Here is a 15,210-nt window from a genome sequence, read left to right as displayed (position 1 = left end):
CCCCGCCCCTCCCGGCCGGACGGGCGGGTCAGCGGGCTTCGGCGTCGTCCATGGCGCGGTAGATGCGCTGCTCGGAGACCGGGTACGGGGTGCCGAGCGCCTGGGCGAACACGTTCACCCGCAACTCCTCGATCATCCAGCGGATCTGGCGGGCCGCCGTCGAGCCGCGCCGGGCCGGCGGCAACGCGGCCAGCATGTCCTGGTACTCCTTCCGCACCACCGCGATGCGGTCCTGCTGCTGCTTGTCGCGCTGCGGGTTGCCGGGCAACCGGTCCAGCCGGCGTTCGATCGCGGTCAGGTAGCGCAGCAGGTCGGGCAGGCGGGCGTAGCCGGCCTCGGTGAGGAAGCCGGCGTGCACCAGGCCGGTGAGCTGGACGCGGATGTCGGCGAGCGCGGCCACCACGGCCAGGTTGCGGGTGGCGCCGAGCCGCTGCTCCACCGCGTACGAGGCGGCCAGCACCTGCCGGGCCCGGGCCATCACCTCGACCACGGTGTCGACCAGGTCGGCGCGGACCCGCTCACGCAGCGCGGCGAAGCCGTCGGCGTCCCAGGCCGGGCCGCCCGCGTCCGCCATCAGCTTGTCGATGGCGGCGCCGGTGGCGTCCTCGATCAGCGCCGGCACCCCGCCGTGCGGGTTGCGGGACAGCGCCAGCTTCGCCTCGTTGCTCAGCCGACCCTGGAGGAACCGCGCCGGCGACGGCAGCGTCAGCCGCAGCAGTCGACGGGTGCCGGCCCAGTGCGCGGCCTCCTGCTCGCCGGCGGAGTCGAACACCTTCACCCCGACGGTCGTGCCCTCGTCCACAAGCGCCGGGTACGCGGTCACCGCGAAACCGGCGCGCACCTGCTCGATGGTGCGGGGCAGGCTGCCGATCGACCACTCGGTGAGCCCGCTGCGGGCCACGTCCGGCGCGGCGGCGGCGACGACCTGGCGTACCTCCTGGCGGAGCCGGCGTTGCAGCGCCGGCAGGTCCTTGCCCTCGGCGACCGGCTTGTCGTCGTCGCCGAGCACCCGGAACGTGACCCGCAGGTGCGACGGCAGCTTGCCCACGTCCCACGCGTCCGGCGGCACGGTCACCCCGGTCATCCGGCGCAGTTGCCGGGTCAGCGCGGCGAGCAGCGGCTCCTCGCCGGGCGTGATGGCGGCCAGCGCCGCCCGCGCGTAGTCGGGCACCGGCACGAAGTTGCGCCGGACCGGCTTGGGCAGCGAGCGGATCAACGCGATGACCAGTTCCTCGCGTAACCCCGGCACCTGCCAGTCGAAGCTCTCCGCCGGCACCTGGTTGAGCAGCGGCAGCGGGATGTCCACGGTGACGCCGTCGGTGGGCGCGGTCGGGTCGAACGTGTACGTCAGCGGCAGCGTGACGCCGTCGGCCCGCCACTCGTCCGGGTAGTCCTCCTCGTCGACGCCGCCGCGGCCGGCGTTGACCAGCAGCTCGCGGGTGAACGTGAGCAGGTCCGGCTGCTCCCGGCGGGTCTTCTTCCACCAGGTGTCGAAGTGCCGGCCGGAGACCACCTCGGCGGGGATCCGCTGGTCGTAGAAGGCGAAGATGGTCTCGTCGTCGACCAGGATGTCGCGTCGTCGGGCCCGGTTCTCCAGCTCCTCGACCTCGGTCAGGAGCTTCTGGTTGTCCCGCCAGAACTGGTGGTGGGTCTGCCAGTCGCCCTCCACCAGCGCGTGCCGGATGAACAGCTCCCGGCTCAGCGCCGGGTCGATCCGGCCGAAGGTGACCTTGCGGGAGGTGACCAGCGGGATGCCGTAGAGCGTGACCTTCTCGTAGGCCACCACCGCGGCCTGCTTCTTCTCCCAGTGCGGCTCGCTGTAGCTGCGCTTCACCAGGTGCTGGGCCAGCGGTTCGACCCACTCCGGCTCGACCCGCCCGGCGACCCGGCCGAACAGCCGGGACGTCTCGACCAGCTCGGCGGCCATCACCCACCGCGGCGGCTTCCGGAACAGCGCCGAGCCGGGGAAGATCACGAACTTCGCCCCGCGCGCGCCGAGGTACTCGTGCTTCTGCGCGTCCTTGAGCCCGAGGTGGGACAGCAGGCCGGGCAGCAGCGACTGGTGCACCTTCGGGGTGTCGATCTCCTCCGGCAGGTCCGCGCCGGCGCCGCGCCGACCCTCACCCTTCTCCGAGGTACGCAGCACCTGGCGCACCTGGCTGACGATGTCCTGCCACTCGCGCACCCGCAGGTAGTTGAGGTATTCCGCCTTGCACATCCGGCGGAACGCGCTGGAGGACAGCTCCCGCTGCTTCTCCCGCAGGTGCCGCCACAGGTTGAGGTACGCGACGAAGTCCGACTCCTTGTCGGCGAACCGGGCGTGCGCCTGGTCGGCCTGGGCCTGCCTGTCGGCCGGGCGTTCGCGCGGGTCCTGGATGGAGAGCGCGGCGGCGATCACCACCACCTCGGTGGCGCAGCCGTTGCGTTCGCCCTCGATCACCATCCGGGCCAGCCGCGGGTCGACCGGGAGCTGGGCCAGCCGCCGGCCCAGCGCGGTCAGCCGCTTCGCCGGGTCGGCCTCGGTCGGGTCGAGCGCGCCCAGCTCGTGCAGCAGGTTGACGCCGTCGGTCACGTTGCGCCGGTCCGGCGGGTCGATGAACGGGAACGCGGCGACGTCGCCGAGCCCGATCGCGGTCATCTGGAGGATGACCGAGGCGAGGTTGGTGCGCAGGATCTCCGGGTCGGTGAACTCCGGGCGGGAGTCGAAGTCCGACTCGTCGTAGAGGCGGACGCAGATGCCGTCGGAGGTGCGCCCGCAGCGCCCCTTGCGCTGGTTGGCGCTGGCCTGGGAGACCGGCTCGATCGGCAGCCGCTGCACCTTGAGCCGGCTGGAGTAGCGGGAGATCCGGGCGGTGCCCGGGTCCACCACGTACTTGATGCCGGGGACGGTCAGCGAGGTCTCCGCGACGTTGGTGGCCAGCACCACCCGGCGGTTGCTGTGCGCGGCGAAGACCCGGTGCTGCTCGGCGGTGGAGAGCCGGGCGAACAGCGGCAGGATCTCGGTGCCGAGCAACGAGCGTCGGGACTGCACCAGTTTGCCGAGCGCGTCGGCGGTGTCCCGGATCTCCCGCTCGCCGCTGAGGAAGACCAGGATGTCGCCCGGCCCCTCGGCGGCCAGTTCCTCGACCGCGTCGCCGATGGCCTGGATCTGGTCCCGGACGTTCTCCTCGTCGGCCTCGTCCTCGCCGTCGGCCTCGGTGACCTCGACCAGCGGCCGGTACCGCACCTCCACCGGGTAGGTGCGACCGGAGACCTCCACCACCGGCGCCGGGTTGCCGTCGGCGTCGGCGAAGTGCCTGGCGAACCGGTCGGTCTCGATGGTCGCCGAGGTGATGACCACCTTGAGGTCGGGCCGGCGGGGAAGGAGCTGGCGCAGGTAGCCCAGGATGAAGTCGATGTTGAGGCTGCGCTCGTGCGCCTCGTCGATGATCAACGTGTCGTACTGCCGGAGCATCCGGTCGGTCTGCAACTCGGCCAGCAGGATGCCGTCGGTCATGAGCTTGACCAGGCTGTTCTCGCCCACCTGGTCGGAGAAGCGGACCTTGTAGCCGACCACGCCGCCCAGCTCGGTGCCGAGTTCCTCGGCGATCCGGTCGGCGACCGTCCGGGCGGCCAGCCGCCGCGGCTGGGTGTGCCCGATCAGGCCGGTGACACCGCGTCCCAGCTCCAGACAGATCTTCGGGAGCTGGGTGGTCTTGCCGGACCCGGTCTCGCCGGCCACGATCACCACCTGGTGGTCCCGGATGGCGGCGGCGATGTCGTCCTTGCGCTCGCTGACCGGAAGCTGCGCCGGGTAGGTGACGGTCGGCACCGCGGCCCGCCGGGCCGCCAGGCGCGTCTCGGCGCGGGCCACCTCGGCCCCGATCTCGGCCAGCGCCGCCTCCCGCCGCTGCGGGTCCCGCAGCTTCCGCGCGCCGTCGAGCCGCCGCTGGAGCCGGCGCTGGTCGCGGAACATCAGGGGGCCGAGGCGGCGGTGCAGGTCGCGGGTGGTCTCGGGAGCGGCGGGTACGGCTGGATTCTGCATGTCGTCGCCAAGGATAGGCAGCCGCGCGGCGGACCGCTCCCGGGTTACCCGCGCGTGGGCGTGCCGTCCGGGCGCGACGCCCCGGCCCGGATAGGGTTGCCGCCGACGAGGTCGACGAGGGGGCGGGGATGATCATGCGGGACACCGACCGGGCGCTCGTGCAGGCCGCCACCGCCGTCGCGAAGCTCCGTTGCCGCAGCGAGAACCACACCGTCGCGGCGGCCGTGCGCAGCGCCGACGGGCGGGTGTTCAGCGGCGTGAACGTCTACCACTTCACCGGTGGCCCGTGCGCCGAGGTGGTGGCGCTCGGCGCGGCGGCCACCCAGGGGGCCGGCGAGTTGGAGACGATCGTCGCGGTGGGGGACCGGGGACGGGGCGTCATTCCGCCGTGCGGGCGTTGCCGGCAGGTGCTGCTCGACTACTTCCCGTCGATCCGGGTGATCGTCGGGCCGCTGGACGGGCTGCGCGCGGTGCCGGTGGCCGAGCTGCTGCCCGAGACGTACGTCTGGTCGGACCACCAGGTCGAGGTGCCGGCCGCTCCGCGTACCGGGGTGTGGCCGCAGCCGGTGGTGCCGGTGAGTCGCCAGTCCGCGGAGGACTGAGTTCCGCGCTTGCGGCTGCGCCGCCGGCTCACCTCGCTGGCGTTCAACCTCACCACCGTCGACACGGTCGAGGAGGTGGGCCCGTTCGAGATCGCCCCGGGCACCCAGTGGGACGACGGCCGCGCGTTCGACCACGAGATGTTCCCGTCGAAGGACCGGTACCCGCGCTACGAGGCCCGCGCGGTGCGCAAGTACCCGAAGCGCGGCGACCTCTCGGCGCGCTCCGCGCTCACCCTCCACCGGGGCACGCCGAACGTCAGCGACCGGGCCCGCCCGGTGCTGGTGCTCGGTGTCGACGCCCCGGGCGCGGGCAACGCGGCTTACCACGACCTGGCCGTCACCCGCCCCTACCGGGACGCGCTGCCCGACCTGGTCCGTGACCACCTGCGCTGCCCGGTGGTGGACACGCTCGTCCCGATCCGCCAGAAGCACACCATCGAAGGACTGGTGATGGGCGCGGAGTAGGCCCGCCGCGTCAGCCGTCGCCCGCTCGGGCGCGTAGTGCCCGGATCGTCCAGTCCAGCACCGGCGCCAGGCTCTCGGCCGGTCGCCGATCGAGTAGCGCTCTCCACCGTCCATGTCGCCCACCCTGCCGCCTCCCCCCGGTGGAGGCGCAAGCCCATCGACAACGCCGAGTTAGGCGTGCCTTACCTGGTCAGTTAAGGTAAGGCGTACCTAATCGGAAGGCGAACACCCCCCGTGACCACCGTCGCCGTCCGGCCCGCCCGGGCCGACGCCCCCGCCCGCCCCGGCGCGTCCCGCCGCGTCGCGGTCACGTTCGCAGCGGCGCTCCTGCTCGTCGCCGCGCTGCTGGCCAGCCTGGCGCTCGGCAGCCGCCACCTGCCGGTCGACCAGGTGTGGCACGCGCTGGTGGCGCCGGACGACGGCGACGCCACCACCGTGGTCCGCGAGCTGCGGGTGCCGCGTACCGCACTCGGGCTGGTCGTCGGGCTCGCGCTCGCGCTGGCCGGGGTGCTGTTCCAGGCCGTCACCCGCAACCCGCTCGCCGAGCCGCGCATCCTCGGCGTCAGCGCCGGCGCGTCCTTCGGCGTGGTGCTGGCCATCGCCGTGTTCGGGGTCGGCACGCTGGCCGGCTACGTCTGGTTCGGCATCGCCGGCGCGCTGCTCGCCGGGCTGCTGGTGTTCGCCATCGCCAACCGCACCCGCGACGGCGCCAGCCCGGTCACGCTCGCGCTGGTCGGCGCCGCGCTCGACGCCGGTCTCGGCGCCATCGTGTACGCGCTGCTCAGCATCGACGCCCGCACGTTCGAGGAGTACCGCTTCTGGGTGGTCGGCGGGCTCACCGGCCGGGACGTGGGCGTCGCCGGGCAGGTGCTCCCGTTCGTGCTGGCCGGCGTGCTGCTGGCCGCGCTGGCCGCCCGGGGCCTGGACGCGCTCGCCCTCGGCGACGACGTCGCCCGCGGGCTGGGGCACCGGGTGGCCCTGGTCCGGCTGGCCGCCGGCGGCGGCGGGGTGCTGCTCACCGGCGCCGCGGTGGCCGCCGCCGGCCCGATCGCGTTCGTCGGGCTGGCCGTGCCGCACCTGGCCCGGGCCCTGGTCGGCGCCGACCACCGCTGGACGCTGCTGGTCGCCGCGCTGCTCGGCCCCGCGCTGGTGCTGGCCGCCGACGTGGCCGGCCGACTGGTCGCCCCGCCCGGCGAGATCCCCGCCGGCATCATCACCGCCCTCCTGGGCGCCCCCTTGCTGGCCATCCTGGTCCGCCGCGCCAAGGTCGTCACCTCATGACCACCCCCACCCCCACCCCCACCCCCACCCCCACCCCCACCCCCACCCCCACCCCCACCCCCACCCCCACCCCCACCCTTCCCCCTCCTCCCGCCCGCGATCTTGCAGTTGCTGCCCCGGCAAAGCGGACAAGTGCCGCGCCGGACGGGCCGCAACCGCAAGATCGCCGAGGGCGGGGTGGGGCGCTGGCCGGAAAGGCGCTGCTGCGCGTGGGGCCGGTGGCGGTGCCGTTCCGGTGGCGGGCGGTGGTCGTGGCGGCGGTGCTTCTGGGGCTGCTTCTCGGGGCGATGGTGGTCAGCCTCTCGCTCGGGACGCCGTACGTGGCACCGGGTGACGTGCTGCGGTCGCTGTCCGGGGCGGGCACGCCGTACGACCTCGTGGTGCGTGACCTGCGACTGCCCCGCGCGGTGCTCGCGGCGCTGGCCGGGGCGGCCTTCGGGGTGGCCGGCACGCTGATCCAGAGCGTCGCCCGCAACCCGCTGGCCAGCCCCGACGTCATCGGCGTCACGCAGGGCGCCGGGCTGGCCGCCACGGTGGCGCTGACCAGCGGGGCGGCGGCCGTCCTGGTGGCCCCGGCGGCGCTGCTCGGCGGCCTGGCCGCGGCGGTGCTGGTGTTCGCGCTCGGCGCGCGGCACGCCCTGGCCGCCCAGCGGTTCGTGCTGGCCGGCGTGGCGGTGGCGTTCGCGTTCCGGGCGCTCATCGAGGTGGTGATGCTCACCGCCGACCCGATCGACGGCCTGCGCGCCCAGCTCTGGCTGATCGGCACGCTGGCCGGCAAGGGATGGACCGAGGCGGCCTGGATCGCCGGCACGCTCGCCGTGCTGCTGCCGGTGCTGCTCTGGGCCGGCTGGGCGCTGCGCGGCTCCGCCCTGGACGACGACACCGCGCGGGGGATCGGGCTGCGCCCGGTGGCCCGGCGGATCGGCCTGGCCGGCACCGGCGTGCTGGCCGCCGCCGCGGTCACCGCCCAGGTCGGCGCCGTGGACTTCGTGGCGCTCGTCGCGCCGCAGGTGGCCCGCCGGCTGGTCCGCGCGGAACGCCCGCCGATGCTCTGCGCCGCGCTGCTGGGCGCGCTGTTGCTGGTACTCGCCGACCTGGCCGGCCGGCGCCTGTTCGCGCCCACCCAGTTGCCGGCCGGTGTGCTGACCGCGGCCATCGGCGGCCCGTACCTCATCTTCGTGCTGCTGCGTACCCGAGGGAGGCGGTCGTGACCGCGCTGCTGTCCACCCGCGACCTGGTCGTCGGCTACGAGGGCCGGACCGTGCTGGACGGGCTGGAACTCGACCTGCCGGCCGACGCGTTCACCGTGATCGTCGGCCCGAACGCCTGCGGCAAGTCGACGCTGCTGCGCACCATGGCCCGGCTGCTCACCCCGCGAAGCGGCGCGGTGCTGCTCGACGGTACGCAGATCCGCGACCTGCCCACCCGGGACGTGGCGCGGCGGCTCGGCGTGCTGCCGCAGAGCCCGCTGGTGCCCGAGGGGATCACCGTGGCCGACCTGGTCGGGCGCGGCCGGCAGCCCTACCAGCGTTGGTGGCGGCAGTGGTCGACCGAGGACGGGCGGGCCGTCGACGAGGCGATGCGGCTGGCCGACGTGACCGCGCTCGCCGACCGCCCGGTGGACACGCTCTCCGGCGGGCAGCGCCAACGGGTGTGGATCGCCATGACGCTCGCCCAGGACACCGACGCGCTGCTGCTGGACGAGCCCACCACGTTCCTGGACCTGGCCCACCAGGTGGAGGTGCTGGACCTGCTGCACCGGCTGCGCGCCGAACGGGGCCGGACCGTGGTGGCCGTGCTGCACGACCTCAACCAGGCCGCCCGGTACGCCGACCACCTGGTCGCCATGCGCGACGGCGCGGTGGTCGCGGTCGGCCCGCCGCGCGAGATCCTCACCGCCGACCTGGTCCGCGACGTGTTCGGGCTCGACTGCGTGGTCGTGCCCTGCCCGGTCACCGGCGCCCCGCTGGTGGTGCCCGCCCGTACCCAGACCCCGGCCGCCCGCACCCAGACCCCGGCCGCCGGCACCCGGCCCCCGGCCGCTCCGGCCGGCACGTCGGCCGCCCCTGCCCGGACCCCGGACGTTCCCGCCGCCCGCACCCAGACCTCGGCCGCTCCGGCCGGCACGTCGGCCCCGGCCGGCGCCCCCGTCGGCGACGCCTGAGCGTGCCGACCGCACCCGCACCACGGAAAGGAACCTGATGCGTCGCCTCGCCGCCGTACTCACCACCGCTCTCGCCCTCGGCGTCGGCCTCACCGCCTGCGGGGAGAGCGACCCCGTCGCCGACGCCGGCACCGGGGAGACCCGGGAGATCACCCACGCGATGGGCGCCACCAAGGTGCCGGCCGCGCCGAAGCGCGTGGTGGTGCTCGACACCGACAAGATCGACACTGCGCTGTCGCTGGGCGTCACGCCGGTCGGCGCGGCCACCGCGGGCGAGGCGAAGAGCTGGCCCACCTACTTCGGCGCGGAGAAGCTCACCGGCATCACCGAGGTCGGCGTGCTCACCGAGCCGGACCTGGAGGCGATCAACGCGCTCAAGCCGGACCTGATCCTGGGCAGCAAGTTCCGCCAGGAGAAGTTCTACGACGAGCTGTCCGCCATCGCGCCCACCGTGTTCACCGAGAAGGTGGGCGTGACCTGGAAGGAGAACTTCCTCCTCGACGGCCGGGCGCTCGGCAAGGAGCAGGAGGCCAAGGACCTGCTGGCCACGTACGAGAAGCGGGCGAAGGACGTCGGCGCGAAGCTCGGCGACCCGGGCGCGCGGAAGGTCTCCATCGTGCGCTTCATCCCGGGCAACATCCGGGTGTACGGGCCGGACTCGTTCTCCGGCATCGTGGTCGGTGACACCGGCCTGGGCCGCCCCGAGCGGCAGCGCCTGGACGGCAAGGAGGACAAGCGGTTCGACCTGGTCAGCGCCGAGCGGGTGAACGAGGTCGACGGCGACGTGGTGTTCGTGACCGCGTACGGCGAGAAGGCCGCCGCCGAGCAGGCGAAGGTCACCGCCGGGAGCCTCTGGCAGGGCCTGTCCGCGGTCAAGGCGGGCAAGGCGCACGTGGTCTCCGACGAGACGTGGATGACCGGCATCGGCGTCACCGCCGCCAACAAGATCCTCGACGACCTCGAAAAGCACCTCCCCGCCTGACCCCCACCCCCTTTCGGGGGCGCTGATTCACGGAAAGAGTGGCTGTTCGACGCCGGACAGCCACTCTTTCCGGGAAAGCGCAGCGGCGGTGCGGTCACCGGGGGCGGCGGGTGGCCAGGGCGGTACGGATTTCGGTGAGCACGCCGTCGAAGTCCTCGGCCATGCGTTTCGCGGTGACGTGCAGGACGAGCCAGTCGTCGCCCAGGATCTGATTCAGGCGACGGCGGTCCCGGTGGAACTGTTCGGCGTCGTGGTGCCAGAGCCCGTCGTACTCGACGGCCACCTTGCGGTCGGGCCACGCCAGATCGACCCTCGCCACGAACCGTCCCTGCCGCGAGATGACGTGCTGGGTCACCGGTCGGGGGAGGCCGGCACGGATCAGTCGAACTCGCAGCCGGGACTCGGGTAACGACTCCGCGCCGCCGTCGACGAGCGGCAACGCCTCGGCGAACCGGCGGACGCCGCGTTCCGCACCGCGTCGTCGCTGGTACGCCGCCAGCTCGGCGTGATCGGTGACGCCCCGACGGAGCAGCGCGTCGATGTGCGCCACCGCCTCCACGACGTCCAGCCAGCAGGCGAGGTCCCAGCAGGTGCGGACCGGTGTGGTGACCGGCGCCCGGTCGACCCGGAACACCTCACCCTCCCGCCAGTTCGCCACGTGGATGCGCAGGCCGGCCACCGGTCCGAAGCGGGCCGACGGCTCCACCAGCACCTCGACGGGTTCGTCGGGACGGGGCTGGGGTCCGCCGAGCAGAGCGACAGCCGAACGGCCGGCGATGGCGCAGCCCGGAGGGAACAGCCACGACGCGGCCGCCCGGGCGCGCATGACGTGCGAGATCTCCAGTCGCGCATCGGCGTAGACGTTGTGGAACAACTGCCGCCAGGCGCTGCTGCGTAGGTCGTTCCTGGTGAGCAGTCCGAGATGAACCGCTTCCCGCGCGAAGAACATCTTGCCGACGAGTTCGGCCGGCCGACGAGGAGGACGAGCCACCCCCCAACCCTCCCGCCTTCCCACCCCTTCCAAAACCCCCTGTGGACAACCCTCCCCGCCGCCTTGCGCTTTCACGGAAAGAGTGGCTATTCGACGTCGAATAGCCACTCTTTCCGTGAATCAGCGCGCTGGCGGGGCGGGGGAGGGCGCGGGGCGGGGGAGGGGGGAGGGGAGGGGAGGGGGGAGGGTCAGGCGGCGGTGGACCAGATGGCGCGGAACGCGGCGGCCTCGCCGGCCAGCCACTGCTCGATCCGCTCGGGCTTGGCGTCGGCCGGCATGCGGTGCGCCTCGCCTCGCCGCACGTCGACCAGCACCGGCTCGGCGTGCGGCAGCACCGCGTCCATGTGCCGGGCCATCAGGTGCAGCGTGGCAAGCGTCGCCTCCTCGCTCGGCGGCGCCTCGTCGAAGTGCAGCCGGATCGCCTCGGCCCGGCCGTCGGCGAAACGCACGCCGAACTGCGGGTTGATCTTCACGGGGAGGTCGCCCAGCATCGCCAGCGCATCCCGGGTCTGGGCCAGGTCGACGCCGGTCGGCTCGCCGAGCGAGTGCAGCCAGCGCGTCGCGCCCGGCACGAGCGCCTCGTAGAGCGGGCGCCAGCGTGGCTTGACCACGTCGGCGACCTGGGCCAGGTGGGTGCCGCCGGTGTGGAACGCGACGTCGGCCTTGAGCGCCTTGACGAACTGCCCGTGCGGGTTGAAGCCGTGCCGGCTCGCCCGCTGCCGGCGCAGGCCGCCGACGAACGTCGCCTTGGTGGGGCCGGTCCGGTCGACGTAGCGGGTGAAGCCGAGAAGGGTGGCGTAGGGGGTGAGAGGGGCGGCTGAGGTGGGCGCAGTCACGAGCATCCTCCCAGGTCAAAAGCTCGTTTAGTACATACATTCTAATCGACGGGTGTGACATCGCCCAGGGTCTGGAGGTGCCCGCGTACGCGGATGGCGCAGAACGCCCGCGGTGGCGGCACGCCCCGTCGCTGGACCGGCGCCGAGGTGGCCCTGGCGGCCGGTCGGCTCCTCGCGCCGATGCGCTGAGCCGGTCGAGGATCACCGGGCACGGACGGGCCGAAGCGGACGGGGACGAACCCGACGACCCCGACCCGACGACCGCGTTCCGCGGCGCTGTCGCTCAGGCGACGGCACCGGGCCCGGCACGGGCCTACGCTGAGCGCCGTCACCCCCGGTTGACCTGGCCGGACGACGTCGAGGAGCACCCCATGAAGACTCCGCACCGCAGGTTCCGGGCCCGGTTCTGGGCCGAGGTCGTCTCGGCGTCGCTCTTCGGCGCGCTCTTCCTGCTGACGCTGTTCTGGCGGGACTGGCTGGAGGCGTTCGGCATCGAGCCCGACAACCACGACGGCACCGTCGAGTGGCTGCTGGTCGCCGGCCTGTTCGTGCTCTCCGTCGGGTGCGCCGTCTCGGCCCGGCTGGAGTGGCGTCGGACGGCTCCGGCCCGGTGAGGCCGTCATGACCACGATCGACGACGTCAGCCCCACCCGCGCCACCATGCCGCACCGCAAGTCGGGGCAGTTCACCACCGGGCGGATGCTCTCGCTCGACAGCTCCGACGACGGCCGGCTGGTCTTCGCCGGGTCCTTCTCCAGCGGCCTCTGGCGATCCGAGGACGGCGGCGAGTCGTGGGCGCAGATCGCCCGACCGGAGCCGGCCGCCGACCAGTTCGGCGTGCCGGGCGCGATCGGCGGCTACTGCGTCACCTCGATCGCCGTCGCGCCGGACGCGGCGCGCTGGTCGGTGGAGCGCACCCCCCGCCTGCCAGGGGTCATCTCCGCGGCCTCCGGCGCGGGCATCGTCGGCTTCGGCGACACCGGCGTGTGGACGGCGACGAGCGGATCCGACGGCACGTTCGCCGCGCCCCGGCTGTTGTCGGCGGACTTCGGCACGCAGGCCGGGGGCTGGCGGGTGGACCGGCACCCCCGGTTCCTGGCGGACGTGACAGGTGACGGTCGGGCCGACATCGTGGGGTTCGGCGACGACGGGGTGTGGGTGGCGTTGAACCACGGCGACGGCACGTTCGCGCCGCCGCGGTTCGTGCTGGCCGACCTGGGCTACCACTCCGGTTGGCGGGTGGAGAAGCACGTCCGGGTGCTGGCGGACCTGACCGGGGACGGGACGGCCGACATCGTGGCGTTCGGCGATGCCGGGGTGTACGTGGCGCTCAGCCAGGGGGACGGCTCGTTCGCGTTCACGCCGGTGCCGGCGGTGGCGGCCTTCGGGGCGCAGGCCGGTGGTTGGCGCGTCGACCGGCATCCCCGCTTCGCGGTGGACGTGACCGGGGACGGGAAGGCGGACATCGTCGGGTTCGGCGACGACGGCGTGTGGGTGGCGTTGAACCACGGCGACGGCACGTTCGCGCCGCCGCGGTTCGTCCTCGCCGACCTCGGCTATCAGGCCGGCTGGCGGGTGGAGAAGCACCCCCGGTTCCTGGCGGACCTGACCGGTGACGGGCGGGCCGACATCGTCGCCTTCGGCGACGCCGGGGTCTACACCGCCCGCAGCAACGGCGACGGCAGCTTCGCGTTCATCCCCACGCCCACGCTTGCCGACTTCGGCTACGCCGCCGGCGGCTGGCGGGTCGAGCGGCATCCCCGCCTGGTCGCGGACGTGACCAGCGCCGGGCACGCCGACCTGGTCGGCTTCGGCAACGCCGGCGTCCACCTCGCCCGCAACAACGGCGACGGCACCTTCGCGCCACGCCGACTGGCGGTCGCCGACTTCGGCCACGACCAGGGCTGGCGGGTGGAGAAGCATCCCCGGTTCCTGGTCGACGTGACCGGCGACGGCCGCGCCGACGTGGTCGGGTTCGGCGACGCCGGTGTCTACGTCAGCCTCGCCAACGGGACCGGGTTCGATCCGCCGCGCTTCGTGCTGCCCACCTTCGGCGCGGAGGCGACCGTGCTCGCCCTGACGCAGAGCGACCGGGAGACACAGGACGCCGGCGTCTGGCGGTCCAGCGACCGGGGGGCGACCTGGGCCCGCGTGCACACGTTCCCCCGGGCCGCCGGCGAGGCGCGGCTGCCCGGGGCCGGCCAGCTCGTCTGGGCGCCCGGCACCGCCAACCTGGTGTACGCCGCCGGCGGCAGCTCGCTGGCGGTCAGCACCGACGGCGGCGCCACGTTCACCGACGTGCTGCGCCAGCCCGGCGGCCGCCGCCAACCGGTGAACCACGTGGCGGTCGCCGAGACGCCCGTCGGCGGCCTCCAACCCCCGACGGTGTACGCGCTGGCCAACGGGCAGGTCTTCGTCTCCGTCGACGCCGGCACGACCTGGGTCCGCGACGCCGGCCCGGTCCCCGCGACCATCGGCGGCGCGACGGGCCTGGCGAACGCCCCCAACGAGCGCGTCATGGTGGTGTCCCCGCGCTCACCGCTTGAGGTGTTCGCCACCGGCAACGCCAACCTGGTGCCGCCCCAGCTCTGGCGCGGCGACTACGCCCGGTTCGCGCAGACCGGCGCGGCACAGTGGACGCCGGTGCCGCTGCCGACGCTGGGCCAGCAGTACAGCGGCAACGTGTTCGTCGCCGCCACCCGGCCCGGCCACGGCGAGGTGCTGTTCTACGGGCCGCAACGCGCGAAGGTGTTCGCGGCGCCGCTCGACCCGGCCTCCGCCGCCGACTGGCAGGAACTCGACGACGGGCAGCACGCCCACGTCGACCTGCACGGCGTCTTCCTCTCCGGCGACTTCGCGGCCACCTTCTCCGACGGTGCGTACGCGCCGACCGCCGGCACCGTCTGGATGGCGAGTGACGGCGGCATCTTCCGCAGCACCGACGGCGGCCGGCACGTCGACGTCGCCGGCAGCATCAGCACGCTCTCCGTGGTGAACATCGCCGGCCTGGCGCTGCCCGGCCGGGGCCCGGTCATCTCGCTGAACACCGGCGACAACGACGGCTTCGCGTCCCCCGACGGCGGGCGGACGTGGCGACCGCAGGACTACGGCGGCGGCGACAACGACTGCTCGTTCGCCGACCCGCTGCGGCCGTCGCAGATGCTGGTCTTCACGCCACGGTGGAACACCGACGGCGGCGTCGCGGTCGGCGGCACGGGGAACACCCTGGCCGTGTACGGGGCCGCCGACGGTGAGCTTCCGGACGTTACCGGCACCGCGCGGCGGCAGATCATCCCGGGTCCGCCGCTGCGCCCGGGTTCGACGCTCTGGAACGCGGTCAGCGGGTTCGTCATCCGCGGCTACCGCCCGATCGTGCTCGACCTGCCCGGCGACGCCCCGCAGCCCGACGACCACGTCTTCATCCGCTTCTTCGGCAACTTCTCCTCCCCGGGTCAGCCCAGCTTCCCCAACAACCTGGCCGTGCTGCTGCGCGTCCGGAACCTCCGCGACGTGCGGAAGCGCACGGACTGGGACACGCCCGGCGGCTGGCGGGTGGACCGGCATCCCCGCCTGCTCGCGGACCTGACGGCGGACGGCCACACCGACATCGTCGGGTTCGGCGACGCGGGCGTGTGGACGGCGTTGAGCACGTCCGGCGGCTCGTTCGCCGACCCCCGGTTCGTGCTGGCCGACCTGGGCTACGACTCCGGGTGGCGGGTGGACCGGCACGTACGGGTGCTCGCGGATCTGACCGGTGACGGGCGGGCCGACATCGTGGCGTTCGGCGACGCGGGTGTCTACACCGCGCTGAGCAACGGTGACGGCAGCTTCGCGTTCTCCCCGGTGCCGGCGGTGGCGGGGTTCG

General features: G+C 73.9%; 11 protein-coding genes. 8 read left to right on the top strand and 3 right to left on the bottom strand.

Going from position 1 to position 15,210, the window contains the following annotated elements:
* Positions 1-28: 28 nt before the first annotated feature.
* The gene (gene hrpA / locus ACLQ2W_RS16195) at positions 29-4,024 is read right to left on the bottom strand and encodes an ATP-dependent RNA helicase HrpA (RefSeq protein WP_425787132.1); all 3,996 of its coding nucleotides are present in this window, start codon (positions 4,022-4,024) and stop codon (positions 29-31) included.
* Between the two features lie 128 nt (positions 4,025-4,152).
* Here hrpA and ACLQ2W_RS16190 point away from each other — a divergent pair, with 128 nt between their 5' ends.
* From ACLQ2W_RS16190 to ACLQ2W_RS16165, 6 genes are all read left to right on the top strand, one after another.
* Complete coding sequence (locus ACLQ2W_RS16190; RefSeq protein WP_425787131.1) at positions 4,153-4,626, top strand: cytidine deaminase family protein; 474 nt, start codon at positions 4,153-4,155, stop codon at positions 4,624-4,626.
* A 9-nt stretch (positions 4,627-4,635) separates the two neighbouring features.
* Positions 4,636-5,091 (top strand): hypothetical protein, encoded by a 456-nt coding sequence (locus ACLQ2W_RS16185; RefSeq protein WP_425787130.1) that lies wholly within the window; start codon positions 4,636-4,638, stop codon positions 5,089-5,091.
* Positions 5,092-5,325: 234 nt separating this feature from the next.
* Positions 5,326-6,372, top strand: a complete 1,047-nt coding sequence (locus ACLQ2W_RS16180; RefSeq protein ID WP_405093469.1) for a FecCD family ABC transporter permease — start codon at positions 5,326-5,328, stop codon at positions 6,370-6,372.
* Positions 6,369-7,583: a FecCD family ABC transporter permease gene (locus ACLQ2W_RS16175; RefSeq protein ID WP_425787129.1), complete on the top strand. Its 1,215-nt coding sequence runs from the start codon at positions 6,369-6,371 to the stop codon at positions 7,581-7,583. The genes ACLQ2W_RS16180 and ACLQ2W_RS16175 overlap by 4 nt, the downstream gene beginning before the upstream one ends.
* A complete protein-coding gene (locus ACLQ2W_RS16170; protein WP_425787128.1) occupies positions 7,580-8,536 on the top strand; it encodes an ATP-binding cassette domain-containing protein in 957 nt (318 codons plus the stop codon). Before ACLQ2W_RS16175 ends, ACLQ2W_RS16170 begins: the two co-directional genes overlap by 4 nt.
* A 37-nt stretch (positions 8,537-8,573) precedes the next feature.
* A complete protein-coding gene (locus tag ACLQ2W_RS16165) occupies positions 8,574-9,518 on the top strand; it encodes an ABC transporter substrate-binding protein (RefSeq protein WP_281939437.1) in 945 nt (314 codons plus the stop codon).
* Between the two features lie 94 nt (positions 9,519-9,612).
* On the opposite strand, the gene ACLQ2W_RS16160 is transcribed toward ACLQ2W_RS16165, so the two are convergent.
* Positions 9,613-10,509, bottom strand: coding sequence for an endonuclease domain-containing protein (locus ACLQ2W_RS16160; RefSeq protein ID WP_425787127.1), 897 nt, complete (start codon positions 10,507-10,509; stop codon positions 9,613-9,615).
* Between the two features lie 188 nt (positions 10,510-10,697).
* Entirely contained in the window at positions 10,698-11,345 is a 648-nt protein-coding gene (locus ACLQ2W_RS16155) for a hypothetical protein (protein WP_107160752.1), read from the bottom strand.
* A 371-nt stretch (positions 11,346-11,716) separates the two neighbouring features.
* Here ACLQ2W_RS16155 and ACLQ2W_RS16150 point away from each other — a divergent pair, with 371 nt between their 5' ends.
* A complete protein-coding gene (locus ACLQ2W_RS16150; protein ID WP_425787126.1) occupies positions 11,717-11,959 on the top strand; it encodes an ABC transporter permease in 243 nt (80 codons plus the stop codon).
* Between the two features lie 7 nt (positions 11,960-11,966).
* Positions 11,967-15,210: FG-GAP-like repeat-containing protein (locus ACLQ2W_RS16145; protein ID WP_425787125.1), on the top strand; the 3,244-nt coding region annotated here is incomplete at its 3' end.

The organism is Micromonospora sp. DT227 (assembly GCF_049841835.1).
Taxonomy (GTDB): Bacteria; Actinomycetota; Actinomycetes; order Mycobacteriales; family Micromonosporaceae; genus Micromonospora.
The sequence above is the reverse complement of the archived record's forward strand: the minus strand, read 5'-3'. Positions and strand labels throughout refer to the sequence as shown.

What these genes read in the sequence shown, in the direction of transcription:
- hrpA (WP_425787132.1), bottom strand. Translation starts at nt 4,024, where the DNA reads ATGCAGAATCCAGCCGTACCCGCCGCTCCCGAGACCACCCGCGACCTG.
- ACLQ2W_RS16190 (WP_425787131.1), top strand. Translation starts at nt 4,153, where the DNA reads ATGATCATGCGGGACACCGACCGGGCGCTCGTGCAGGCCGCCACCGCC.
- ACLQ2W_RS16175 (WP_425787129.1), top strand. Translation starts at nt 6,369, where the DNA reads ATGACCACCCCCACCCCCACCCCCACCCCCACCCCCACCCCCACCCCC.
- ACLQ2W_RS16165 (WP_281939437.1), top strand. Translation starts at nt 8,574, where the DNA reads ATGCGTCGCCTCGCCGCCGTACTCACCACCGCTCTCGCCCTCGGCGTC.
- ACLQ2W_RS16150 (WP_425787126.1), top strand. Translation starts at nt 11,717, where the DNA reads ATGAAGACTCCGCACCGCAGGTTCCGGGCCCGGTTCTGGGCCGAGGTC.